A 24704-nucleotide genomic window follows, 5' to 3' on the forward strand; every position below is an offset into this window, starting at 1 on the left:
GGCCCCGGAGATGAATCCGGGGCCCTCACTTGTTAACGCTCAGATGGCACTACCTCAGACGCGCTGCGACGCCTCTTCGGTGGCGGCGAGGCCTTCGCGCTCCACGCGCATCTTGTGGCCTTCCTCCATCGAGACGCCGTAGTAGGCGGCGATGGCGATGTCCATCATGTCCTGGATCTGCGGGATGCGCGGATTCGCCGGCGCGCACTGGTCTTCGTAGGCGCGCATGCCGATCTGCTCGAGGATGGACCAGAAGTAATCCTCGTCCACACCGCAATCCTGGAAGCTCTTGTTCATGCCGAGCTTGTTGTCGCGATAGTCCTCAACGGCGGCGGCCAGGTTCTCCACGCCTTCAGCCGGGGTCTTGCCCGGGTCGAGGCCGAGGTTCTTGGCCAGCTCCTGATAGCGTTCCGGCGCGATGTACTTGCTGTACTTCGGCCACGAGGTGGGCTCCTGAGGCACCTGGCCGTTGTAGCGGATCACGTACGGCAGCAGGATCGAGTTGGTGCGGCCGTGCGCGATGTGGCACAGGGCGCCGATGGTGTGCGCCATCGCGTGGCACATGCCCAGGAACGCGGAGCCGAACGCCATGCCGGCCATGGTGGCGGCGTTGTGCATCTTCTCCTGCGCCTTGGTCTTGGCGGTGCCGGGCTCGCTGTTCACGGACTCCGCGAGGTTGTCCCAGATCAGCTTGGCCGCATGCAGCGCCATGCCGTCGGTGAAGTCGTTCGCGTACACCGAGACATAGGCTTCCATCGAGTGGGTCAGGGCGTCGAAGCCGGCGTCGGACGCCAAGCGGCGCGGCTGCGTGCGGGCGAGCACTGGGTCGACGATCGCGACCGAAGGCGTGAGCGCGTAATCGGTGATCGGGTACTTGTAGCCGGTCTTGTGGTCGGTGATCACGGCGAACGGCGTGACCTCGGAGCCGGTGCCCGACGAGGTCGGGATGCACACGAGCTTGGCCTTCTTGCCGAGCGGCGGGATCTTGAACGCGCGCTTGCGGATGTCGAAGAACTTCTCGCGCACGTCGGAGAACGAGATTTCCGGGTGCTCGTAGAGCAGCCACATGATCTTCGCGGCGTCCATCGGCGAACCGCCGCCGACGGCGATGATCGTGTCGGGCTCAAACTCGTCGCGCATCATGGCGGCGCCGCGCTCAACGGTCTCGACGCTCGGCTCGGGCTCGACGTAGTCGACGATGCGGAAGGTGACGCGGTTGGAACGCGCACGCAGCTGGTCGATGACCTTGTCGACGATGCCGAGCTGTTCCATGACCTTGTCACACACGATCACGGCGCGTTCGATGCCGTACATGTCACGCAGGTACTTGATGGCGTTCGGCTCGAAGTAGGTCTTTGCCGGGATCTTGAACCACTGCATGTTGTTGTTCCTCCGAGCGATGCGCTTGATGTTGAGCAGGTTGATCGCCTGGACGTTGCCAGACACCGAGTTGCCGCCGTACGAGCCGCAGCCCAAGGTGAGCGACGGGGCGATCGAGTTGTAGATGTCACCAATGCCGCCCAGCGAGCTCGGCTGGTTCCAGATGATGCGGCAGGCGTGCATGCGCAGGCCGTATTCACGCACCAGGTCGTCGTTGTTGGTGTGGATGGCGGCGGTGTGGCCCGCGCCATGCTTGAGCATCTCTTCGCACATCTCGAAGCCCTGCTCCTGGTCGTTGAACTTGAGCACGGCGTGCACCGGCGCGAGCTTCTCCATGGTCAGCGGCTCGTTCTCACCCACCTCGGCGCATTCCGCGGCCAGGATCGTGGCGTCTTCGGGAATCTCGAAGCCGGCTTCGTGCGCGATGTACTGCGGGGACTTGCCCGGCACGACGGCGTTGAGCTTCGGGGTCTGGCCCGAGTACGCGGTGCAGCCGAACATGTACTGCTCGAGCTTGGCCTTCTCTTCGTCGTTGACGAAGTAGGCCTTGCGGCGCTTGAGCTCCTTGACGAGCGGCGCGTAGATGTCCTTATGCGCGATGATCGCCTGCTCGGTGGCGCAGATCATGCCGTAATCGAAGTGCTTGGAAAGGATGAGGTCGTTGGCCACGCGCTGCACGTCCACATTGGCGTCCACGTAGGCCGGCGCGTTGCCCGCACCCACACCGAGGGCCGGCTTGCCGGACGAGTAGGCCGCCTTGACCATGCCCGGGCCACCGGTCGCGAGGATCGTGGCGACGCCCGGGTGCTTCATCAGCGCGCCGGTCGCCTCGATCGACGGGTGCTCAATCCACTGGATGCAGTCCGCCGGGGCGCCTGCCTCAACGGCGGCGTCACGCACGATGCGCGCCGCTTCCGCGGAGCACTTCTGCGCGAACGGGTGGAAGCCGAAGATGATGGGGCAACGGGTCTTCAGCGAGATGAGCGACTTGAAGATCGCCGTAGAAGTGGGGTTGGTGACGGGCGTGACGCCGGCGACCACACCGACCGGCTCGGCGACTTCGTCGATGCCGAGCACGTCGTCTTCGCGGATGATGCCGACGGTCTTCTGACCGGCCATGTAATTGGTCACATGCTCGCACGCGAAGATGTTCTTGGTGGCCTTGTCTTCCACAAGGCCACGGCCGGTCTCATCCACGGCCATCTTGGCGAGCACCAGATGCTTGTTCAACGCGGCGACCGAAGCCTTGGCCACGATGCGGTCCACGGTCTCCTGATCGAGCTTCTCGAATTCCTCCAATGCCTTGCGGGCCTTGACCACAAGGGCATCCACCTCGGCTGCGGCCGCGGCCTCTTTGTCCACAACAGGGGCTGCTTCGGGTGCGTTCTGGGCAGGGGCCTTCTTCGCCTGAGCATCGTCCTTGCGTGCTTCTGCCATGCGATCCTCCTCGAATCCATGTTCGTCGCGTACGGGTACGCAGTTGTACTTCTGCACTTCATCACGCGCGCCCCGCGTTCCACAGGGCCACATATCGCGTGAGGCACATCACAATCTACAGTAAAAATCCGCGCCTGTCAGCCCCTGCTGGTGTCGCCGCATAATGTGCATTTCTGTGCGTTTTTCGAGTAGTTTGTTAGCCTTTATGACAGTTTTACTGTTGCCAATCGTCCATTTGAAACATTTTGTGCATTTTCATACCAACACGCACACCATTAGAGCGGAGCTACTGCGACAACTTTTAGAAAACATCATTACAAAAGTTTCAAATCCTACCAAAGTTTTGAAAACCGATTTTGTAAAAGCGCGCGTATCCGATACGCTCGATACCATGACGAGCCCACAGTCGAGCCCACCGCCGAACCCCACCATGACTTCACTGCCGAACAGCCGCACAAGCCCACCGCCGAACCCCACCCAACTGCGCGTGCTACGCCAGCTCTACACGCACTCGCCGCTGACCAAACAAGACATCGCCATCCAGCTCGGCCTGAGCCTGCCCACAGTGACAAGCGCCCTGCGCGCACTCGAACACAACTGCACCGTGGTGCGCGCCACCCCGCGCGCCTCGACCGGCGGCCGACGCCCCGCCACCTACAGCTTCAACATGCGCCGGCATGTGGCGCTCGGCGTCACCATCCGCTCCACGGAAATCGTCTGCATAGCCGTCGATCTCTCCGGCGCGATCGTGGACCAGTGGCACACCACAATCGCCGCACGCGCCGAAGCCATCTTCTACCAGCGCGCCGCGCATATCATCGAAGACTTCGCGCACGCCCTTTCCGCCAACGGCCTGACACCCCTCGGCACCGGCCTGACCGTGCCGGCGCACGTCAACGCCGCCAACAGCCTCGACTACGAACGCATCGGCGCAAACATCGCCCCGCCCGTCACGTTCACCGAGCGGTACTGCGCCTACGCGCTCGCCGAACATTGGGCGCGCCCGCACCTGCACGACGCCGTCTGCCTGTTCCTCGGCAACCACATCGGCAGCGCGGTGATCGTGAACGGCACGCCGCACACCGGCGCGATCGAGCACATGCAGCTCGTGCCGGGCGGCCCGCAGTGCGAATGCGGTTCCACCGGCTGCCTGAACGTCTACTGCGCGTCGAACCGACTCGCCGAAGAGGGCGAAAGCCTGCCCGGCTTCTTCGGCGTGCTCGAGCAGGGCGAGATCCACCACCGCGAGCGCATGCGCGCATGGCTGGAATCGCTCGGCCACGCCATTGCGAACGTGCACACGGTGTTCGACGCGGACGTGGTCTTGTGTGGGCCGATCGCAGGCTATCTCGACGACGCGGAGATCGCGCAGCTGCAGCAGATATGCGCCGCGCGGCCCACTGCCGCCCGGCGCATACCGAACTACAGCGGCTCGCCGCGCATCATTCGCGGTCTGTGCGACAAATACCAGGACGCGACCGGCGCGGCGCTCGCCGTGGTGCAGGCGCACCTGGCGGTGCTCGGCTGTGTCTGAGCAGCAGAACGTACCGTATTGCCGAATAATACAGGCATTGTCTGCCCGGACCCGCCCTTTTACAATGGTGGGCATGCAGTTACCTCAGTTACATCGTTACGCCACGCGCCCGGGCCTGTTTTTCACCGAAGACGGCGGCGCCGACGTGGTGGCGCGCTCAGAGACCGCAGAACAGCTTTGGTTCTCTGTATTGGAGTCGCTCGACGCACCGAGCGCGTTTTACAACGACGCCGTGCGAATCCACGATGACGTCGACAGTGTGGCGTTCATCCAGGCGATGCAGCAGCACAGGATCTGCACGCGCATGGTGCGGGGATTGCGTATGCGCGAGACCCTGTTCCGTATGGACGGGCCGAATTACGGCCTGTGGTATCTGCACCTGCCGAAGGCGTGGAACGGCATGCATTACGGCTACCGCGCGCAAGGCGCGTGGGATCCGAAGCATGGGCTGCGGTTCAACCCGTACAAGTTCCTCATCGACCCCTATGCGAAGGGTGTGGAGGGCAGGATGTGCCTCGATCCTGCCGCGTTTGCGTACGAGTGCGAGATCGACGACGAAGGCCATGTGAAAGGCTCGGCGTGGGGTGCGATGAACCGGCTGGATTCGTTGGGCAAAGTGCCGATGTCGATTGCGATCGACGACCGAGATGAGACGAAGCACGACGCCGACCCCTCGCACCCGCATGTGCCGTGGAGCAAGACGGTGATCTACGAACTGCATGTGAAGGGGTTCACCGCGAACGCGCCTTGGCTGCCCGAGGAACTGCGCGGCACGTACGCGGGCCTTGCGCACCCGGCCACGCTGTCGTATTTGCAGGGTCTGGGCGTCACCTCGATCGAACTGCTGCCGATCATGGCCAAGCAGCCCGAGGTGTTTTTGCAGGAGCATGACCGCCCGAACTACTGGGGGTATTCGACGCTCAGCTTCTTCGCGCCCGAGCCATCATATGCCACGCAAACCGCGCAAAAGCAGGGTGCGGACGCCGTGCGCGACGAGGTGATCATGATGGTGCGCGCGTTGCACGAGGCCGGCTTCGAAGTGATCATGGACGTGGTGTTCAACCACACGTGCGAAGGCGGCAACGCCGGGCCGAGCGTGTGTTGGCGTGGGCTTGACAACCTGTCGTTCTACCGCCGCCAGCAGCAGAACGCCGGCGAATTGGAAGACACGACCGGCTGCGGCAATACGCTCGACTTCACATACACGCACAACATCACGTTCGCGGTGGACGCGTTGAGTTACTGGGCCAAGCGCATCGGCATCGACGGCTTCCGCTTCGATCTGGCGGTGAGCTTGGCGCGGCTCAACGGCGCCTTCACGCCCTACCACCCGTTCCTGTACGCGTTGCGTTCCGACCCGATGCTCGGCAATTTGAAGCTCATCATGGAACCGTGGGACTTGGGCAACCAAGGATGGCGTACCGGCCAGTTCCTTTCGCCGTTCGCAGAGTGGAACGATCGCTTCCGCGACACCGCCCGCCGCTTCTGGGTGACCGAAGTGGATCATGGAGACAACGAGGGCGTGGGCATGCAGGAGATAGCCACGCGCCTGTGCGGTTCGGCGGATCTGTTCGCCACCGACCCGGGGCGCGGCGCCACGTCGTCGATCAACTTCATCACTGCGCACGACGGCTTCACGCTCGCCGATCTGACCCAATACGCGCACAAGCACAACGGAGCGAACGGCGAGCACAACAACGACGGCGCGAACATCAACTATTGCGCGAATTTCGGGGTGGAAGGGCCCACCGACGACCGCAGGGTACAGATGATTCGCGAACGGACGCGCATGACCATGCTCGGCACACTGCTGCTTTCGCTCGGCACGCCGATGATGCTTGCGGGCGACGAGTTCAACAATTCGCAGTACGGCAACAACAACGCCTACTGCCAAGACAACGACATCACCTGGCTCGACTGGGAGTGGCTCGTCTCGGACGAGAAGACGCCGGAGTTCCACCGTATGGAGGCGATCTCGAAACTCATCGCGATCCGTAAGTCGCTCGACATCTACCATCACGAGGACTTCTTCACGCGGCTGAGCCAGCTGGGGCTGCTCAAGCCGTCGAGCCGCGTGCAGTGGTTGCTGCCCGACGGCACCACTCCGATGGAGCGCGACTGGTTCGACACGTCGATCCGCTCGTTCACGATGCGCCTGCTGTCCAGTGACGAGCTCGACGTGGCGATCGTGGTCAACGGCGACGGCGAGCCGCGCCAGTTCCACATGCCGTCCGACGCGCGTTGGCATCTGCTGTGGAGTTCGGCGGAGACGACGTGCGAGCGGCCGCAGCAGGGGGCGGCGACCGAACATTTCACGCCCGAACCCGAGCTTTCGTTTTGGGCGTCGCTGTTGCCGAAGGAGTACGACCACCTGCACAGCAACATCTACGCTCAGTCCCGCGCGGACAAGCCTGCACACACACCGCGACACGCGGCACCGGCCATAGCGCCGGCGCCGTCCGCCGTTGAATCGATCACGGCACAACAGATCAATGCCGACGCCGGTTTTGTGGATTCGTGGATCATGCCGCCGTTGCCGCGCGTGCACAACGCGATTGTGGCGCATGTAGCGAAGTCCGCCACGCCGTTCACGCCGGTGCGCGCGCACGACGAGATGCTGCTGCTTGAGGAACCGGCGCCGCACGCGACCGGCGATGCGACTGAAGCGCACATCTGGACCTTCCCCACGTTGAGCATCAGCATCCTCATGCAGGACACGAAAGACGGCCCGCTGCAGTAGACATCCAGCCGCGTGCGCGATAAGCGCGCTTAGAACGGGAAAGGCTCCCCATCGTGATGATGGGGAGCCTTTCGTAACGCTGTTGAGTCGAAATCAACGCTTCGAGAACTGCGGCGCACGGCGAGCCTTGTGCAGACCGGCCTTCTTGCGCTCCACGACGCGGGCGTCGCGGGTCAGGAAGCCAGCCTTCTTCAGGGTCGCGCGGTTGGCATCGCGGTCGATCGCGTTCAGTGCGCGGGCAACGCCCAGGCGGATTGCGCCGGCCTGGCCGGTGGTGCCGCCACCGTCGACGAGCACGACGACGTCGAACTTGCCTTCGAGCTTGAGCAGCACGATCGGCGAGTTGACTTCACGCTGCTGGAGCTTCGACGGGAAGTACTCCTCGAGCGTACGGCCGTTGATCGTCCACTTGCCGGTGCCCGGGATCAGGCGCACACGGGCGACGGCTTCCTTACGACGGCCGGTGCCGTAGCCCGGAGCGATCGTGGAGGTGCCGGTGCCTGCACCGGAGTTGGTCTCGGTGGTGAAAGCGGCGGTGTTCTCAGCCTCGGTTTCCTGAACCGGGGAGTTGTTGGTGTTCTCAGCCATGGTATCTATCTCCTAACGGTTCACTTTGCCTGCTGCGAGACCTGTTCGATCTCGAAGACCTGCGGCTGCTGGGCGGTGTGCGGGTGCTCCGCACCTGCGAAGACGCGCAGACGGGTCAGCTGGACCTTGGCGAGCTTGTTCTTCGGCAGCATGCCCTTGACGGCGTGCATGATGATGCGCTCCGGCTTGTTCTTGAGCAGCTCGGCATAGCTGTCGCGACGCAGACCGCCGGGACGGCCGGAATGGGAGTAGAGCTCCTTGTCCATCTTGTCACCAGTCAGTGCAATCTTATCGGCATTGATGATGATCACGTAGTTGCCGGAGTCGGCGTGAGGAGCGAAGGTCGGCTTGTTCTTGCCGCGCAGCAGGTTGGCTGCGGCGACGGAGAGGCGGCCGAGCACAACGTCGGTGGCGTCGATGATGTACCAGTCATGAGTCAGGTCAGCTGGTTTCGGTGTGAAAGTTTTCACGATATACCTTTTCCACTATTGTGTTCCGGATCTTCACCCAGATGGCGTGGTCAGCGCACATCCGCGTTCCGATCTCATTACCGTGGGCTCCCTGAAAGTCCTTATGGCGAGTGGGAAAGCGCTTTGAAGGACCCCGTAGGGAAACACAACAATCTACTAGTATATCGACTGGCTTGACAACGGGCGCGTGCGTAACACGCCGTGCGTCACGGAGACGGAATCAGGGACTTCACCGGCGCGCTGTGGCGGAAAAATCGAGATCCTGAGTGATCATAGAAGGCAAAGGGCATACAGGGCGCATTGAGAGGTCACCATGAAGATTGATGCAAACAGCCAAGCGCTGTCGAAAATCCTGACGATGGAAAGCCGGGAGTACTATCACATTCCACCCTATCAGCGCCCGTATTCATGGAAAGAGGAGCAGATCGACCAGCTGTTCCGTGACATCGAGGATGAACCATCGGGATATTACATCGGCAACATCCTCGTCACGAAACACGACGTAGACGACGACGCATCGTCCACGGTCTACGAGGTCATTGACGGCCAGCAACGCCTCACAACGCTGTCATTGTTCCTATTGGCGATCTGGCAGATCGTCCGCGAGCGCACTCTTCCACTCAATGAGGATGACAAGGAGCTGTCGGACCAGATGAACAGCGACATCGGCCGCCGTCTCATGGTGAACCGCAATCCGTCGGCACCGCGTCTGCAACTGCTCGCCGACGACGCCGGCATTTACCAGGAGCTCATCCGCGCAGTCCGTGAAAAGGAACAGCCGCAGGTTAAGAAGAACCGTAAATTCTATAAGCGGTACCGATACATCGTGGAGACGCTGGCGGACACATCGGTTATTGCGGATATGGCCGCGCTATACGAGTTCTATGACAAGCTCATCAATGTGCTCGTGTTGCAGATAGAGGCGGCGAGCATCGGTGACGCATTCAGTATCTTTTCATCCCTCAATTCGAAGGGACTGCCTCTGACGCTTGTGGACCTGCTCAAAAGCGAATTCCTCGGCATGGACGGCGGACAGAACGCAGAGGGTGAATCTGTGCTTGAGCAGCAGTGGGAGACGCTTATCGGCATCTTCGCGAAGGATGGCAATGCAGGGGACGCGAGTGATGTGGATACGACGGCACTCACGCAGTTCTTCCTAAACAACTATGATGCGTTTGAAAGCACGAAGAAAGGCTCGGTCACGAAGAGCAAAGCGCTCACGCTGTATCAGGAGGTCATCAAGAAGAAGCGGGACCTGACACGTGTAGGCCGGCCGAACGTGTATCTCAAGGAACTGATCCGCCGTGCCCGAGCCTATGTGAATATCATCCAGCTCTCCTACCGCGCGCAGGAGGGCACACTGTTCGAGGATGCAGATATTCGTGAGCAACTTGCGGACCTCAAACAGTTGGAGTCTACACAGGCCTACCCACTGCTCCTGCTGCTCTTCGTGAAAGCCGAGGAACTGCAAATGGATGCCACGCGGATGTCGATTATCCTGCGCGCGCTCGTGACCTTCTATGTACGTCGCAATATCACCGAGGTACCGAAGTCATCGAACATTCGCGCGAAAATCATCGGCATCATCCGCGCGATTAGCGCCGATTCCCTACACGGCGATGATATCGTGCGCCTCGTTGTGCAAACGCTCAAAAGCGAAAGCAGGGATGAAGACTTCGGGAGCGCAATACTTCAACGACCGATTTATGAGCAGAACTCGAAGACGACGCGCTTCGTGCTCATCGATCTGGAACAGGCATTGCAGCGGGAGAACCATGTCAGCCTTTCCACGAAAGCCCATCCGCTCAATCTCAACGATGTGCTTGCGAACGGCAAACCACGGTGGACGATCGAGCACATCCTGCCGGAAGGCAAACTCCCCGATCATTGGCAGCAGATGATCGCTCCGGATCATCCGGAAGACGCCGAAGAGCTCAAGGAGGAATACACGCACCGCATCGGCAACCTGACGCTCACCGCTTACAACGAGAACATGCAGCAGAAGCCCTTCGCCGACCCCGAACACCCGGTGGCCGCGGAGGACACGCATTACAATCTGTCGAAACGCGACTACAAAGACAACGGCGAGTACGTGGGCATGCGCAGCCGGCTGCAGATCAACACCAGCATTCCGCAGGTTGGCGAGCGCATTGAAGACAAAACGTCGTGGACGATCGACGACATCACGCGACGTTCTGAATGGTTCCGCGATGAAATGCTGAAACGGTACCGGTTCCCTGACATCGACTGAACCATGTAGCGCCCCAATTTCATGTGCCCTTGCATGCGATGCAAGGGCACATGTGTTTGTATTCATGGATCCCAGCACTCTCCCAGCACGATCCCGATCCGATCGCGGAGTGCTTGCCTAGACTTGTTGGGGCATCAACAACCAATGGAGAAACATGGACGGCAGACTTGATGAGCGCATGTTCGGGGCGATCATTCGCTCCATGCTGGATATTGCGCGCAACAGCGAAAACCACACGTGGTTCCTTGAAAAAGAAGACTTCACATCGGGCGAGTTCACCGCCAACGATTGGCATCGCTTTCTCGGTGACATGGCATGGATGGCCTCCCAGCACCCTGCATTGCACATCGAGTCGGTCATCGAGGTGCCGGCGCCCGATTGGCGGGATGCCAATGATTATGCGGCCGCCTTCTACGGCGATTTTCTGTACCTTTTCGATGAAGAACCTCGGGAGGTGTCAGACAACGAAGAGCCACCTTACGCACCTTGGTGGTCGCAAAAGCACCGGCATGCGCCATTTTTCCTGACGCTGCCCTTCCCACTGACGCTCATCTGCATCCGCAAGCGTCCTTGATGGCTGGTCGTGACTACCCATCGACTACGTACAGCCATATCTTGGCACTGTGACGACCATCTCTGGCTACCCACTAGCAACCAACTGCCATCAGGCTCCCCTCACGCGACCGCGCATGACTACCCACTAGCCACCAACAACCATCAGAACCCCTGCAGAAATGGTCATTCATGGTCCCCTAGCCGCCCAACGCAACGAAAGGCCCGACGCGTGTGCGCCGGGCCTTGCATAATCGAGGAATACCGCGGAAATCAGCTGTTCATGATCTTCGTGATGCGCTGCAGCAGGTCACCTTGGAACAGGTCTTCGAGCATCACGGCGGCGCCGTTCGCGTCGGCGAGCGGGATGCGCCAGTTCGGGTACTCGTTGTCGGTGCCCGGCTGGTTCTGCGCGCGCTTCTCGCCGACGGCGTCCACGACGGACGCGGCGAGCAGCTTGCACGGCGAGCCCTTGAGGCCACGGTACAGCGCTTCGATGATCTCGGTCTCGTGCGCGACTTCGTCTTCGAGCAGCGAAGCATCCAGATATCCCTGATCCACAAGCATCTGCAGCATCGCGTTGTGCTCGGCGCGGGCGCTCGCCTCGAACGCCTCCGCGCCTTCTTCGAGCAGGCCAAGGCGTTCACGGATCTTCACATGCTCGTACTCGAGGTAGCCGGCCGCCGGCGGCAGATCGTGCGTGTTGACGGACGCGAGCGCATACGGGCGCCAATGCTTCGGCGGGGTGAACACACCGTCCATCTGCTCGAACCATTCCACGGCGCAGCCGAGGATGCCGTGTTCGGAAAGCGCGTGCTGCACGTAATCCGGCACAACGCCCAGATCCTCGCCGACGACGATGCCACCGACACGGCTCGCTTCGATCGCGAGGATGCCGAGCATCACGTTGTGGTCGTAGTACACGTAGGTGCCGTCGACCGCCGTATGGCCTTCCGGGATCCACCACAGGCGGAACAGGCCTAGGATGTGGTCGATGCGCACGGCGCCGGCGCAGTCGAACATGCCGCGCACCATCTCGCGATACGACAGGTAGCCGGTGTTCTTGAGCGCGAGCGGGCTGAGCGGGGGCTGGCTCCAGTTCTGGCCCTGCTGGTTGAACATGTCCGGCGGTGCGCCCACGGTGGCGCCCTTGGCGAAGCGCTCCGGGTTCCACCACACTTCGGAACCGAGCGGGTGCACACCCACGGCCATGTCGGACATGATGCCAATCTTCATGCCGACGGTGCGGGCCGCTTCCTGCGCCAAGTGCAGCTGCTGGGTGGCGGTCCATTCGAGCCAACGGTAGAACTCGAGCTCATCGGCGTGCTTCTCGCGCAGGTCGATGACCTCCGGGGATTCCTTCGTCATCGTGCGAATCCAGTTGTCCGGCTTGTCTTCCGGCGCGCCCCACAGCTCATAGCACAGGCACCATGTGGCGTAGGCCTCGAGGTCTTCGCCGCAGCGCGCCTTGTACTCGTCGAACTCGCGCTGGCGTTCCTGGCCAAGGCCGGCGTCGAAGATCGTGCGCAGGGCCGGCTTCTTCTCGAGCCACATCGCGTCACGGTCGATGAGCTGCGGGTCGTTGTTGAACGTCTCCACATTGGCGTGCTCGGCCTTGATCTTGGCCTTGGCCTCGCCGTCGAGCATGTTGTATTCCGGAATGTCCTCCGGACGGATGTACGTGAAGTTCACGAAACGACGCGACACCGGCAGGTACGGCGAAGGCGTCAGCGGCACCACAGGCTCGGCCGCGTGCAGCGGGTTCACGAGCAGGAAATCGGCGTCGGTGTAGCGCTTGCCGTCGGTGAGCAGCGTGCGCAGGTCGGAGTAGTCGCCCACACCCCACGAATCGGCCGAACGAATCGAATACAGCTGGGCCATCCAGCCCCACAGCGAGCCGTCCTTCATCGGGTCGAGCATCTCAATGCGCTCCGGCGCGCTGATCAGCGTGGCGTCTTCGGTATGGTCGCCGCTCTCCACGTGCAGCGTGTGGTAGCCCACCGGCAGTTCGGCCGGCAGCACCAGATCGGATTCAGCCACGAACTTGCCGTCGATCTCACGCACCTTGGCTTCGGGCATCGGGTTGAGCTGCAGCTCACCCTCGAAGGGCTCGCCGTTCTCCAGAATCAGCGTGATCTGCGCGGGTTCGGTGATACCCGTGCGCAGCGTCACATGCGTCTCCTTGCCCACCGTGTGCAGCACGGTCGGGTCCACAAGACGCAGGTTCTGCTCGTGGGCGATGGTGGTGATCGCCTGCTCGATCGCCTCCGGGGTGGTTGCGTCGATTCCAAGGGCCCCGAGGATCGCAATGAGCGTTTCATCGGAAATCTCGTGGAAGTCTCGCGACAATCCAGTGTAACTAGTTGCAACGCCCATCATGGACGCCAGACGCACGAGCGGGCGTGCGAGGCGTTCGGGGCTTTCTTCCATGTGCTCTGCCATAAGACCTTAGTGTAGGGCACTTCTCCCCGACAAAACACCCATACCCCGCGTTTTTAACACACTTTTGTCACGAAATCCGCCAATCGCGTGTCATTCCCCCGCGGCAAGGCGCCGCTGTGCCGCGTGCACGACCTCGGCGCTCGCGTCTTTGCTCAGCCTGCGCACGGTCTCTTCCGACGCGTTGGGATTGAGCGCCACCGACCGCCGCACCATCGACGACAGCACAGCCGGCGCGTCCGGTTCGAGCTCGGTGCCGAGGCGCGACAGATAGTCGAGCGTTTCCGCGCCCACTTGCGGGTTCTGCGCGCCTTCCATGCGCATCTTCCACGAGGTCTGCTTGTTGCGCAGCGCCTCGTCGCGCACGTCGGCGTCGCCGTCCTTGGTCAGGCGCCCCACGAGCCAGTTCTTCGCGTCGGCGTTCGCCGCCACGGCGCGCCGCACGTCCACCGCTTCGTCCGTCGACAGTTTGACGAGCACGTTCGGGAACGGCATCGTCTGCGCCAGGAACACGCGGTCCTCGAGCGGCGTGTGCTGATTGCCCGCCACGGCCTCGAGCAGTGCGGTGGCGCGCGAGAACGCCGCCTGGTCCGCGCGGTCCGGCAGCGGCCGGCGCGCGAACTCGTGCAGCTCCGCTTCGTCTGTGGAATGCCGCAGACGCTCGTACGTCTCGGTAAGCGTGGCGTGTTCGGCCTGCGTGTTCTGCTCGCTGCTCATGCCTGACCTTTCGCTGGTTCGCGGGATTGATGCGCGCGGATGGCGCCGTGCGTTGCTATCTTACTCGGGCATCGGGCGGGCGACCTGCCCGAGTGGCTCGGGCACCACGCCCGCATTGAACGCTTCGCGCACGCGGTTTTCGAATGTCTCGCAGTTGGTCTGTGGAATCGTCGCGACAATCTCCACGCGGTCGGTGAACTGCGCGTCGGTCTGCTCGCCTTCGCACTGCGCGAGCAGCTGCTGGAACTGCCCCAGCTGCGCGTAGTCGAGCCGTACTCGCAACTGCCGGCACGGCACAATGCGCGCCAGTTGCGCGGCTTTGACGGCGATCGACGCGCCGGTGGAATACGCGCGCGTCAATCCGCCCGAACCGAGCAGAATGCCGCCGAAATACCGCGTGACCGCCACCACGCAGTCGGTCAGGTCATTCGCGCGCAGCACGTCCAGGATTGGTTTGCCTGCGGTGCCCGACGGCTCGCCGTCGTCGCTCATGCGCTCCATCACGCGTCCGGAATCGTCGGTCACAATCGCCGCATACGCCACATGGCGCGCCTTCGGGTGCGCCTCGCGGATCGATTCGACGAACGCGAGCGCCTCGGCGAGCGTGGCAACATGGCACGCGTCGCCGATGAACTCGGATTTCTTCTCCACGAACGAGTCATGCGCGGGGGCATCTGCGGTGTTGAGGATTGTGCGCATGGCCTACTTCCCCGCGTTCCATGCCACGCCCGGCGTGACGGCGTTGTAGTCGCCGCCGGTGAAGTACGACGCGATCGATTCGACGCACTGCCGTGTGAGATTGCGATTCGCGCCGTCCGAACGCCATGCCACGTGCGGTGTGAGCACCAGATTGGGCATGGAGCGTAGCGGACTGTCCGCAGGCAACGGCTCGGTGTCGAAGACGTCGAGGCCCGCGGGGATGTCACCGCGTGCGAGCCGCTTCTCGAGCGCGCCAGACGCGATCACTTCGGCGCGCGCGGTGTTGATGAAGATCGTGCCGGGGCGCATCGCGTCGAGGTGTTCGGCGGTGATCATGCCGCGCGTCTCGTCGGTGAGCGGCATGTGCACGCTCACCACGTCGGCGCCGGCGAACAGTTCGGTCAGCGTGGGCACCGGCGTCACGTTGTGCGTGGCGAAGCGCGCCGGATCGCCGCGGCCGGAGTCCCACGCCGTCACGTGCATGCCGAAGCCGTTCGCGATGCGCGCCACCGTGCCGCCGATGCCGCCAAGGCCGACGATCGCGAGCGTGCGCTCGTTGAGGTCGAGCCCGGGCGCGCCGTCCCAGCCGCCGGCGCGCAGCTGGCTGTCGAGCGCGCCCACGCGGCGTGTGATCTCAAGCATAAGCGCGAACGCGAATTCGGCCACGGCGGCGTCGCCATAGTGGCGCACATTGCATATGCGCACGCCGAGTTTGGTGGCGAGGTCCAGGTTCACATAGCTCGCCACGCCCGTGCCGCCGAACGCGAGCACGCGCACATGGCTGGCGAGTTCGGTGAGCATGGCGTCGCTGATGTGCACATTGATGACGTTGACCGCCTGTGCGTCGGCGCAGCGCCTCACGAATTCGTGCGCGTCGAAGGTGTGGTCGGTGTGCATGCGCACACGCGCGATGCCGTCGAGCAGGGGGAGCGATTCACGCAGCGGCTCGACCATGTCGTCGAAGACGCTGGGGATCACCACGAGCGGCAGATCGGTGCGGTCTTGCTGGGTTTCGATGAGGGTCATGGTTCCACTGTAGCGAGCTCCTGATACGGAGAGATTGTGTGCAGGCGTGGCGCGCGGGGCGGTGATGCGAGCCTGGTATGCGGGTGTGTTGTGTGGATATTGTCGGGATGTGCCCCGCGCGGTTGCCGGCATGCGGGCAGATGGGTAGACTTGGTGCCGAGGCAGCGGACAAAGGCGTACCACGGCCTTACATACTTACGCCTCGTGCCTATCCTTCGATTTCGGGGCGTTCGTATGTTTGTGGTTTGGTTGGTTTGCCCTGTTTGCCCCGATCCCCCGCGGTACGGCGCGTACCCAGCTATGCGCCCACCAGGGCCAATGCGGCATCCACCCAAGCCATATGGCCTTCCCACCTGTGCATCCCTGACGAAAGTCATATTCTGGGCCGCTGAGCATGACAACCCTCTGTAATTGTCCGAAAACACGGTGTAGCAACGATTTTTGCGACAGATAGGACCGTTAGTCCTGCTGAAAAGCGTGCACTCATTTGTGCACTCATCTCACCTCTATGAAGAGTGCATATGGGCAGCGGGCGCTTATTTGTGGAAATTGGCCACACTGCTTGGTTGGCCTTGCGGCAGTAGGCGCCTCGGCATGAAAAAAGGGTTTTGCGAACACGCGCAAAACCCTAGTCGCGGAGTCAGAGGGATTCGAACCCTCGAGCCGCTAACGCGACTAACACCTTAGCAGGGTGCCCCTTTCGGCCGCTCAGGCATGACTCCACGCTGCTCAAAGAGCAACAGCAATTGAGTATAGCAGCCTTCACCGACCAATACAACACGCGTGTCACATACCCATATAGCAGTACGCGCCACGTGTCACATACCCCCACGCCGCGCCAACCATCGCACTACACACTACCCACCACTTCACTACCTCACCACCCCGCTATCCTGTCTCGCCACCACCGCCACACACCACCACACCCCAGCTTTCATTCGAACAAATGTTCAGGTACCATGACACCTATGAGCAACGCACCACGGAACGCTGCCGCGAATCGTGACTGGGGGCACGACGAACGCGGCTGCACGATGCTGCACATCGACATGGACGCGTTCTTCGCCTCGCTCGAAATCGCCCGTCACCCCGAAATCGCCGACAAACCGGTCATCATCGGCACCGGTCCGCGTGCGGTCGTCTCCGCCGCGAACTACGAGGCGCGCAAATACGGCATCAATTCGGCCATGGCGGCCGCCCGCGCGCACCAGCTGTGCCCAGACGGCGTGTTCCTGCCGGTGGACGGCGCCTACTACCGCCGGGTCTCGCGGCAGATCTTCACCGACATCTTCAGCCAGGTCACCGACGCGATCGAGCAGGTCTCGGTGGACGAATGCTACATGGACGTCTCCGGCGCACTGCTGCGCTGGGGCTCCCCCACGCGCATCGGAGCATGGTTGCGCGAACAAGTGGCCGCGCGATTCCACATCACCTGCTCGGTGGGCGTGGCATGCAACAAACTCGTGGCGAAAATGGCCTCCACGAACGCCAAACCGAACGGCATGCTGCTCATCCCAGCAAGCCAACACGCCGCTTTTGTGCAGATGATGCCACTGCGCGCCATCCCGGGCATCGGCCCCGCGCTCGAACGCCGCCTGCACACGTGGGGCGTCGAATCTGTGCGGCAGCTCGCCGCGCTCACGCCCGCTGACCTTGAACGCATCACCAGCTCGCGCGCCCAGGCCGTGCACCTGTACAACACGGCGCGCGGCGTGGACGAGCGGCCGGTCGTGCCGGTCACACCGGAAAAATCCATCGGGTCGGAGCACACCTTTATGCACGATGTGACAAGCACACGCGAAACACTCAGCCTGCTGCACCACTGCTGCGACACCGTGGCGAGCAGCCTGCGCAAACGCGGACTGATGGCGCGCACCGTGACGGTGAAACTGCGCTTCCCCGACCTGCGGTACATGACGCGTTCGCTGACGATCGAACAGCCCACCGACACGGCGAGCGCCCTCTACCCCGTGTGCGAGCAGCTGTTGCGCGGCATGATGGGCGTGGCGCCGGGTGCCGCGTTCACGCGTTTGGCGTCGCCGATCCGTCTGGCGGGTATGTCGGTGAGTGGGCTGAGCGAGCGCGAGCGCACGGTGATCCAGCCAACACTCGACGACCTGCTCGAAGAGGAGGCATCACCCGAGCGCACCACCGCAGCGCAGCGCATGCGTGGCGCAGAGCGGGCGCTCGACGCCGTGCGCGGCAAGTTCGGCACGAACAGCGCGCGGCTGGGTCTATAGCGCAGCGTGCAGGCGTTCGGCCGCACGCATGATCTGCGCGTCGCTCGCGGTGGCGGAGAAGCGCAGGTATTGGGGCGCGCCGTAGAATTCGCCCGGGCTGGGCACAATGCCCAAGTCAGCGAGGCGGCCCATGTCTTGCCAGCAGTCGTCGCCGAGCGTGCGCACCCAGATATAGAGCGCGCCCTGGGGCATGCGCGCGTCGTATCCGTAGGCGCGCAACGCCTCGACGAGCATGCTGAGGCGGTTGTAGTAGCGGTTGTGCTGTTCGCGCACGGCGGCCATGTCGCGCAGGCCGGCCGCCATCGCCGCCTGCACGGGACCGGGCACGATCAGGCCGATCTGTTTGCGCAGTTCGGTCATGGCGCGCACCAGAGTGTGGTCGCCGGCGATGCACGCGGTGCGGTAGCCGGCCATGTTCGACTGTTTGCTCAGCGAATACAGCACGAGCACGCCGTAGGCGTCGCCACCGCAGACGTCCGCACGCAGGGCGCACGGTGACGATTCGATCGAGGCTTCGCGGTTTTCGGGTGCATCATTGGCGTCGTTCCACGCCATGAGCGCGTAGCATTCGTCGGAGAGCACGACGGCGCCAATCCTGCGGGCGGCGTCAACGATGCGGCGCATGCCGGCAGCGTCGATGACCTGCCCGGTGGGGTTGCATGGGGAATTGACCCAGACTGCCTTCACGCCATCGAGGTGCGCCCATGAATCGACGTCGGCCACATCGGCCACCTTCTGCACGCGGGCGCCGGCGATCTGCGTGCCGATCTCGTAGGTGGGGTACGATGCCGCGGGCTGCACCACCACGTCGCCTTCGCCCAGATGCAGCAACGACGCCATGAGGGCCACAGCTTCCTTGGAGCCGACGGTCGGCACCACGTCGGCGCCGATGGCCTCGAGCTCCACGTCGCGGCACGTACGGAACCATTCGTGCAGGGCGGCGCGCAGCTCGGGGGTGCCTGCGGTGGCCGGGTACCCGTAGGCGTTGGCGCTGTTGGCCGCATCGGCGAGCGCATTGCGCACGGATTGTGGCACTGGGTCGGCCGGAGACCCGATCGACAGGTCGACCATACCGCCGGCGTGGGCCCGCGCCGTGTTCTTGTATTGCGCCACACGCGACCAGTCATACGGCGAGGAGTAGCTGTGGAATCCCATTCACGCTCCTTTGTTCAAAGGTTCGGGCGCACGTGCGGGTGCGCAGGTGCGGTTGTGCTGCTGACGATTATGGTTCCCCTCATTGACCGATCGGCAGGGGTGCGAGCCACCCGCCGACCTGACCGGGGCCGAACGATACAGGTTCGCCCCTTGCCTCCCGGTGTGAGAGGCAAGGGGCGAACTTTGCCATGTGCGAAGGATGCGCTCACGCGACGTTCTGCGGGGGCAGTTCGGCCACGCGTTCGGGGTCCTTGCCGATTGGGCCGGCCGCCTGGGCGCCGCCCAGATCACCGACTTCGGCGAAGAAGTTCACGGCGGCGTCTTTGTACCACTCCCACTCCGGCGGCAGATCATCCTCGTAGAAGATCGCCTCGGTGGGGCAGACCGGCTCGCATGCGCCGCAGTCCACGCACTCGTTGGGGTTGATGTAGAGCGAACGGAGCCCTTCGTAGATGCAGTCGACGGGGCATTCGTCTACGCACGCCTTGTCTTTGACATCCACGCAGGGTTGCGCAATCACATAGGCCATGGTGTCCTCCTTGCAAAATCGTCTACCAGACTACCGCCGATTGGCGTTCGGCGCCAGTGCGCCGCGGCTCAGTCGTGGCGCGTCTTCGTTTCACCCAGCTGCCTGAGGCGCTCCTCTTTGTCGAACCGCTCGAGCTCGGCGTCGAGTTCGCCGGTCCCCAGGCGCGCATGGTTGTAGCTGTACGCGAAGTACATGATGAATCCCAGCACGAACCATACAAGGAACCGGATCCACGTGAGCACGGTCAGGTTGAGCATGAGCCACAGGTTCGCCGCGGCCACGATGAGCGGCACCCACGGGTTGCCGGGGATCTTGAACGTGCGCGGCAGGTCGGGGCGCTTCTTGCGCATGATCGGGATCGCGAGCGCCACAAGCGTGAACGCCGAAAGCGTGCCGATATTGACCATATCGGAGAGCACGCTGATATCGAAACACGCAGCCACGAGCGCCACTACCACACCCACCACAATCTGCAATGTGGCCGGCGTGCCGTGGACACCCGTCTTCGACATGGCGCGCGGCAGCAGGCCGTCACGGCTCATGGCGAACACGACGCGCGTGAGGCCGAGCAGCAGCACCATGACCACGGTGGCCAGGCCGAGCACAATCGCGAAGCTGATGATCTTGGCTGCCCAGTCGGCGCCCACGAGTTCGAACGCGGTGGCGAGCGAGGGGCTATCCACGCTCGCGAGCTGCTTGTAGGAGACCATGCCGGTGGTCACGACGGCCACGAGCACGTACATGACGATCACAAGGAGCATGCCCACGCCAATGCCGAGCGGCACGTTGCGCTTGGGGTTCTTGGTCTCTTCCGAAGCGGTGGCCACCACGTCGAATCCGATGAACGCGAAGAAGACGAGCGCCGCGCCCGAGATGACGCCGCTCCACCCGTAGATGGTGGGCTTCATGTGCGTCATCCACTGCCACAGCGGCTGCGCCATGCTGCCGCCGAGCTCGCCGTGCTGCACGTGGTTCACCGGTTCGCTCGGCGGCACGAACGGCGTGTAGTTCGCCGACTTGACGTAGAAGAACCCGACGACCACGACGAAGAGCACGATGCCGATCTTGAGGATCGTCATGGCGCCGTCCACGCGCGCGCCGATCTTGGTGCCGAACACGAGCAGCGCGGTGAAGAAACCGACGATGATGATCGGCGCGATGTCGATGTGGAAGGCGCCGAAGCTGAGGTTCGTGTTCCAGTTGAGGCCCATGAGCCGCATGAAGTCGTTGAGGTACACGCCCCAGTATTTCGAGATGACCGAGCCAGCCATGAGCATTTCGAGGATGAGGTCCCATCCGATGATCCACGCCATGATCTCGCCGATGGTGGCGTAGGTGAAGGTGTAGGCGGATCCGGTGACCGGCATGATCGACGCGAATTCCGCGTAGCACATGACGGCCGCGCCGCACACCACGCCGGCGATGATGAAACTGACGATGACGGCGGGGCCCGCGTGGAAGGCGGCCGCTTCGGCGCCGACCGAGAAGATGCCGGCGCCCACCGCCACGGCCACGCCCATGACGGCCAGATCCCACCAGCCTAGATTGCGTTTGAGTGCATGACCCGTCTCATTGGTTTCCGCGATGGTCTGTTCGACGGACTTTGTTCTGAATATCTGCACGTTCGTGCCTTTTCCCTGCTTGACAATGCATGTTCGCTATCTTCCACCGGCGTTGTTCAAGCTTTTGGCATACCTAGAAAAGGCGGCGCCGGATATGTTGCATATCATACGGCGCCGCCGGATTCCTGTTCACTTTCAGCTGGAAACCACCCAGCTGCATGTGCGTGCTAGTAGAGGCAGGTCAGTCAATCACCGCGCCCACCAGCACGGGTTCGGGGATGAGCGTCACATCGTACTGTTTCTGCACACCTTCGCGGATGGTGTCGGCGAGCTTGACGATGTCGGCGCACGTGGCTCCCCCACGGTTCGTGATGCTGAGCGTGTGCAGGTCGGACAGCGCGGCCGGGGCGTCGTCACTGACGCGGTAGCCCTTGTGGAAGCCGGCGTGGTCGATGAGCCAAGCGGCGGAGAGCTTGACGCCGGTGGATCCGTCGGGCAGTGTGGCCGGGTACTTCGGCGCATCGTCCGGCAGACGGTCGGCGATCGACTGGCTGACGATCGGGTTCATGAAGAAGCTGCCGCAGCTGTGGCGGTTCACGTCTTCGTTCTGGCCGGTCACCGCCATCATCTGCTCGTCCACCACGTCCGCCGGCGTGTCATGCGTGTTGATGAACCGCTGCTGCGCTTCGATCGCGCGCTCAATCTGGTCTTCGCGCTTGCAGGCCTGCATGACGGGCAGACGGTAGCGTGTGGCGTCCTCGAGCATGCCCTTGCCGGCGCGCACGCCGAGCACGGCGGCGCGGATCCTGCCGATTGGCATGTGGTCGCCGAGATTCACCTGGAGCGCGGACGCGAGCTGCGCGTAGTTGACGGTGCCTTCCTCGGTGTGGGTGAGCGCGAACGTGACTGAGAGCACGATGTAGCGCGGCGAGGGGTAGAATTCGTCGTTCGGCACGCCGGGAGCCTTGTACATGCTGGTCTTGAGCAGGCTCGAGCGGTAGCCGAACTGCATCTCCACATTGGTCAGTGTCTTGGTCTGCTTGTCTTCGCGGTCCCACACTTCCACGGATTCCACCGAAGTGGCGACCTCCTGGCCGTACGCGCCGATGTTCTGCACAACGCTCGCGCCCACGGTGCCCGGAATGCCGGAAAGCCCCTCGATGCCTTCGAGCCCGCGATCGACGCAGAAGTCCACCAGATCGTCCCAGTTGCAGCCCGCTTCGGCGGTCACGTGCACGGTGCGGTCGTCGCTTTCCACCGGCGCCGCCTCGTCGGGCACGGTGATCAGGCGGCGCGCGTCGCGCAGCACGAGGCCATGGAAGTCGGCGTCAGAGGCGAGCAGATTGGATCCGCCACCGATCACGCACACGGGAATGCCATGGGAGTCGGCGTGTTCCACCTCTTCGATGATGCTGACACGGGTTGTGGGTTCTACGAAATGATCGATATTGCCACCAACTGCAATAGTGGTGAGTTCAGCGAATGTTGTCATACTGCCCACAGTAACAAAAAACCCGACCGTGTGGTCGGGTTTTGAAATAAGCTTAGTGAGCTCAGCGGGTCTCGCGGTGAAGGGTCTGCTTGCCGCAGCGCGGGCAGAACTTCTTCAGCTCGAGACGATCCGGAGTGTTACGACGGTTCTTGGTCGTAATGTAGTTACGCTCTTTGCACTCGGTGCATGCCAGCGTGATGCCCGGACGAATGTCGGCGCTCTTGCTTGCCATTGGATTCACCTCTTGTGTTAGTTCGTTGGCCGGTTCCCCGACCTTAGTAGCGAGAAAGAGACTCGAACTCTTGACCTTACGATTATGAGTCGTACGCTCTAGCCAGCTGAGCTATCCCGCCAGAGAGCCTCGAGTGAGAATCGGACTCACGACCTCTTCCTTACCAAGGAAGTGCTCTACCACTGAGCTATCGAGGCGTGGCGGATAGTGGATTCGAACCACTGAAGCACGAAGCGACTGATTTACAGTCAGTTCCCTTTGACCGCTTGGGAAATCCGCCATCGTTTTCGGTTGAGGCCTCAACCGGCAACTTGGCTAGTATGCCACGAACCGCTAACTTTTGGCAAGTGTCGGCGTGTCGCACCATGACAAGCACCTTGAAACCCAGTCATTGCAACGAAAAAGCGGGACGCGCCAGGTCTCCCCGGCGCGCCCCGCCTGACCAACAATGTCGGTATGCGGCCTGATCAGGCAAGCACCGCCAGCACGTCGCGCGCAGCGACGATCAGGTAGTCCTCACCCTGGTAGTGCACCTCGGTGCCGCCGTACTTGGAGTACAGGATCTTGTCGCCGACCTGCACGTCCATCGGGATGCGCTCACCCTTCTCGTCGCGGCGGCCCGGGCCGACGGCCAGGACTTCGCCCTGCTGCGGCTTCTCCTTGGCGTTGTCCGGGATGTACAGACCGGATGCGGTCTGGGTCTCGGCCTCCGCCTGCTTGACGATAATCTTGTCTTCCAGTGGCTTCAGTGGGAACGACACAGCGAACCTCTTTCCATTCGGTAATCGAATCATGCCCGCTCGGGAACGGTGCTGCAGGCGGCTGACGAAACACTTGCCTCGCTGTTCCCTTGCGCTAGTTGCCTATCCTAGCGCGGTTTTTAGCACTCTGCCAACTTGAGTGCTAACGCTTTGAGAGAAAACCCAGTAATGGCAACAAAAAAACCAGCCGTCTCCGGCTGGTTTCGACGTGTTGCGGCAAGTCACCCGTTGCGTCGCGCCAGGATCGTCTCCAGACTCGACCCGAGCGAATCGGACGTCTCGTCCGGCGCCTCCACCGTGGCCGAGGCCTCGGTCTCGTGGAACGCGACCGAATCGTTCACGGCGGCGCGGTTCGGCTGGGCGGCCTTGGCGTCCGTCTGCCCGCTCTCCTCGGCCGGCTCCGCCGCATCACTCGCGGCGGGCGCGGACTCGGCATCGGGTTCAACGTCACGCGGCGTGGCCTTCGCCACCTGCCGCGTGGACTTGATCTCGAGGCTCAGCGCGTCGTCTTGCTCAATCTCCACGCCATTGCGCGGCGAGCCGAGCGAGAACGAGATGAGATCCTGATTGACCGCCATGTCGAACGCGTCGACGGCGGAAGCCGGCGAGACGCGCGACAGTTCGTTCGTTTCGTCAAGCGGATACGCCGTGTCATGGTCGCGCACCACGAGCTGCGCGTGCATCCGGTGATTCTCAGACACCACCGCGGGCTGTTCAGCGGACTTCGCTGCAGCCGGCTGCGCGGACTGCGCCTTGGACTGTGCCGCCAGCGCGGCCTGCTCGGCCTGACGGCGCGCGAGCGCCTCCTGCTGCTCGATGCGGCCCTGATGCAGCGCGCGGCGAATCTCGCGCTGTTCCAGCACGTCGGTGCGCGCGTCTTCCTCGTGCGGCGCGGCGGCG

The 24704-nt window shown here is 62.8% G+C and carries 18 protein-coding genes, 4 tRNA genes and 1 pseudogene; 5 read left to right on the top strand and 18 right to left on the bottom strand.

Annotation, left to right across the window (positions count from 1 at the left end; genetic code table 11):
• Positions 1-54 precede the first annotated feature (54 nt).
• Positions 55-2817, bottom strand: coding sequence for a bifunctional acetaldehyde-CoA/alcohol dehydrogenase (gene adhE / locus BPSG_RS05090; RefSeq protein WP_026643538.1), 2763 nt, complete (start codon positions 2815-2817; stop codon positions 55-57).
• A 391-nt stretch (positions 2818-3208) separates the two neighbouring features.
• On the opposite strand from adhE, the gene BPSG_RS05095 reads away from it, so the two are divergent.
• Both BPSG_RS05095 and glgX read left to right on the top strand, forming a co-directional pair.
• Complete coding sequence (locus BPSG_RS05095) at positions 3209-4351, top strand: ROK family transcriptional regulator (protein WP_160268216.1); 1143 nt, start codon at positions 3209-3211, stop codon at positions 4349-4351.
• 73 nt (positions 4352-4424) lie between these two features.
• Positions 4425-7091, top strand: a complete 2667-nt coding sequence (glgX, locus tag BPSG_RS05100; protein WP_026643536.1) for a glycogen debranching protein GlgX — start codon at positions 4425-4427, stop codon at positions 7089-7091.
• A 93-nt stretch (positions 7092-7184) separates the two neighbouring features.
• Here glgX and rpsI read toward each other — a convergent pair whose 3' ends face one another.
• Together rpsI and rplM are read right to left on the bottom strand one after the other, a co-directional pair.
• Positions 7185-7679, bottom strand: coding sequence for a 30S ribosomal protein S9 (rpsI, locus tag BPSG_RS05105; RefSeq protein ID WP_026643535.1), 495 nt, complete (start codon positions 7677-7679; stop codon positions 7185-7187).
• Between the two features lie 20 nt (positions 7680-7699).
• Positions 7700-8149: a 50S ribosomal protein L13 gene (gene rplM, locus BPSG_RS05110; protein ID WP_022858206.1), complete on the bottom strand. Its 450-nt coding sequence runs from the start codon at positions 8147-8149 to the stop codon at positions 7700-7702.
• Between the two features lie 313 nt (positions 8150-8462).
• Here rplM and BPSG_RS05115 point away from each other — a divergent pair, with 313 nt between their 5' ends.
• Both BPSG_RS05115 and BPSG_RS05120 read left to right on the top strand, forming a co-directional pair.
• The gene (locus BPSG_RS05115) at positions 8463-10400 is read left to right on the top strand and encodes a DUF262 domain-containing protein (protein WP_033502137.1); all 1938 of its coding nucleotides are present in this window, start codon (positions 8463-8465) and stop codon (positions 10398-10400) included.
• Between the two features lie 154 nt (positions 10401-10554).
• On the top strand, positions 10555-10974 hold the full coding sequence (locus BPSG_RS05120; RefSeq protein WP_026643534.1) for a hypothetical protein: 420 nt from the start codon (positions 10555-10557) through the stop codon (positions 10972-10974).
• A gap of 251 nt (positions 10975-11225) precedes the next feature.
• Here the strand turns inward: BPSG_RS05120 and malQ are convergent, their stop codons facing one another.
• The 5 genes from malQ to BPSG_RS05145 form a co-directional block, all read right to left on the bottom strand.
• On the bottom strand, positions 11226-13394 hold the full coding sequence (gene malQ / locus BPSG_RS05125) for a 4-alpha-glucanotransferase (protein WP_026643533.1): 2169 nt from the start codon (positions 13392-13394) through the stop codon (positions 11226-11228).
• A gap of 90 nt (positions 13395-13484) precedes the next feature.
• Positions 13485-14108: an AbrB family transcriptional regulator gene (locus tag BPSG_RS05130; protein WP_236822942.1), complete on the bottom strand. Its 624-nt coding sequence runs from the start codon at positions 14106-14108 to the stop codon at positions 13485-13487.
• Positions 14109-14168: 60 nt separating this feature from the next.
• Positions 14169-14807, bottom strand: coding sequence for an IMPACT family protein (locus BPSG_RS05135; RefSeq protein ID WP_026643532.1), 639 nt, complete (start codon positions 14805-14807; stop codon positions 14169-14171).
• 3 nt (positions 14808-14810) lie between these two features.
• Entirely contained in the window at positions 14811-15833 is a 1023-nt protein-coding gene (locus BPSG_RS05140; RefSeq protein ID WP_026643531.1) for a D-2-hydroxyacid dehydrogenase family protein, read from the bottom strand.
• A 635-nt stretch (positions 15834-16468) separates the two neighbouring features.
• Positions 16469-16555: transfer RNA gene (locus BPSG_RS05145), tRNA-Ser, on the bottom strand.
• A gap of 246 nt (positions 16556-16801) precedes the next feature.
• Here BPSG_RS05145 and dinB point away from each other — a divergent pair.
• On the top strand, positions 16802-18073 hold the full coding sequence (dinB, locus tag BPSG_RS05150) for a DNA polymerase IV (RefSeq protein WP_026643530.1): 1272 nt from the start codon (positions 16802-16804) through the stop codon (positions 18071-18073).
• On the opposite strand, the gene dapC is transcribed toward dinB, so the two are convergent.
• The 10 genes and pseudogenes from dapC to BPSG_RS08695 all read right to left on the bottom strand — a co-directional run.
• Positions 18068-19228, bottom strand: coding sequence for a succinyldiaminopimelate transaminase (gene dapC, locus BPSG_RS05155; RefSeq protein WP_026643529.1), 1161 nt, complete (start codon positions 19226-19228; stop codon positions 18068-18070). The two genes, dinB and dapC, sit on opposite strands and share 6 nt — an antisense overlap.
• 205 nt (positions 19229-19433) lie before the next feature.
• Positions 19434-19757 carry a ferredoxin gene (gene fdxA / locus BPSG_RS05160; protein WP_022858915.1) on the bottom strand — a complete coding sequence of 108 codons (324 nt, stop codon included), beginning with the start codon at positions 19755-19757 and terminating at the stop codon, positions 19434-19436.
• 68 nt (positions 19758-19825) lie between these two features.
• Entirely contained in the window at positions 19826-21379 is a 1554-nt protein-coding gene (locus BPSG_RS05165) for an amino acid permease (RefSeq protein ID WP_026643528.1), read from the bottom strand.
• A gap of 181 nt (positions 21380-21560) precedes the next feature.
• On the bottom strand, positions 21561-22811 hold the full coding sequence (locus BPSG_RS05170; RefSeq protein ID WP_026643527.1) for an FAD-binding protein: 1251 nt from the start codon (positions 22809-22811) through the stop codon (positions 21561-21563).
• Between the two features lie 61 nt (positions 22812-22872).
• On the bottom strand, positions 22873-23043 hold the full coding sequence (gene rpmG / locus BPSG_RS05175) for a 50S ribosomal protein L33 (protein ID WP_022858912.1): 171 nt from the start codon (positions 23041-23043) through the stop codon (positions 22873-22875).
• Between the two features lie 47 nt (positions 23044-23090).
• A tRNA-Met gene (locus BPSG_RS05180) sits at positions 23091-23164 on the bottom strand.
• A 4-nt stretch (positions 23165-23168) separates the two neighbouring features.
• Positions 23169-23240, bottom strand: a tRNA-Thr gene (locus tag BPSG_RS05185).
• Position 23241: 1 nt separating this feature from the next.
• A tRNA-Tyr gene (locus tag BPSG_RS05190) sits at positions 23242-23323 on the bottom strand.
• Positions 23324-23510: 187 nt separating this feature from the next.
• On the bottom strand, positions 23511-23804 hold the full coding sequence (groES, locus tag BPSG_RS05195) for a co-chaperone GroES (RefSeq protein ID WP_022858911.1): 294 nt from the start codon (positions 23802-23804) through the stop codon (positions 23511-23513).
• A gap of 221 nt (positions 23805-24025) precedes the next feature.
• A pseudogene (locus BPSG_RS08695) lies at positions 24026-24704 on the bottom strand (hypothetical protein); the annotation flags it as partial.

Origin of the sequence: Bifidobacterium pseudolongum subsp. globosum (assembly GCF_000741295.1) — a bacterium.
Lineage (GTDB): Bacteria > Actinomycetota > Actinomycetes > Actinomycetales > Bifidobacteriaceae > Bifidobacterium > Bifidobacterium globosum.

Coding starts and splice junctions, on each gene's coding strand:
- adhE (WP_026643538.1), bottom strand. CDS start 2,817: ATGGCAGAAGCACGCAAGGACGATGCTCAGGCGAAGAAGGCCCCTGCC.
- BPSG_RS05095 (WP_160268216.1), top strand. CDS start 3,209: ATGACGAGCCCACAGTCGAGCCCACCGCCGAACCCCACCATGACTTCA.
- glgX (WP_026643536.1), top strand. CDS start 4,425: ATGCAGTTACCTCAGTTACATCGTTACGCCACGCGCCCGGGCCTGTTT.
- rpsI (WP_026643535.1), bottom strand. CDS start 7,679: ATGGCTGAGAACACCAACAACTCCCCGGTTCAGGAAACCGAGGCTGAG.
- BPSG_RS05115 (WP_033502137.1), top strand. CDS start 8,463: ATGAAGATTGATGCAAACAGCCAAGCGCTGTCGAAAATCCTGACGATG.
- BPSG_RS05120 (WP_026643534.1), top strand. CDS start 10,555: ATGGACGGCAGACTTGATGAGCGCATGTTCGGGGCGATCATTCGCTCC.
- malQ (WP_026643533.1), bottom strand. CDS start 13,394: ATGGCAGAGCACATGGAAGAAAGCCCCGAACGCCTCGCACGCCCGCTC.
- BPSG_RS05130 (WP_236822942.1), bottom strand. CDS start 14,108: ATGAGCAGCGAGCAGAACACGCAGGCCGAACACGCCACGCTTACCGAG.
- BPSG_RS05135 (WP_026643532.1), bottom strand. CDS start 14,807: ATGCGCACAATCCTCAACACCGCAGATGCCCCCGCGCATGACTCGTTC.
- BPSG_RS05140 (WP_026643531.1), bottom strand. CDS start 15,833: ATGACCCTCATCGAAACCCAGCAAGACCGCACCGATCTGCCGCTCGTG.
- dinB (WP_026643530.1), top strand. CDS start 16,802: ATGAGCAACGCACCACGGAACGCTGCCGCGAATCGTGACTGGGGGCAC.
- dapC (WP_026643529.1), bottom strand. CDS start 19,228: ATGGGATTCCACAGCTACTCCTCGCCGTATGACTGGTCGCGTGTGGCG.
- fdxA (WP_022858915.1), bottom strand. CDS start 19,757: ATGGCCTATGTGATTGCGCAACCCTGCGTGGATGTCAAAGACAAGGCG.
- BPSG_RS05170 (WP_026643527.1), bottom strand. CDS start 22,811: ATGACAACATTCGCTGAACTCACCACTATTGCAGTTGGTGGCAATATC.
- rpmG (WP_022858912.1), bottom strand. CDS start 23,043: ATGGCAAGCAAGAGCGCCGACATTCGTCCGGGCATCACGCTGGCATGC.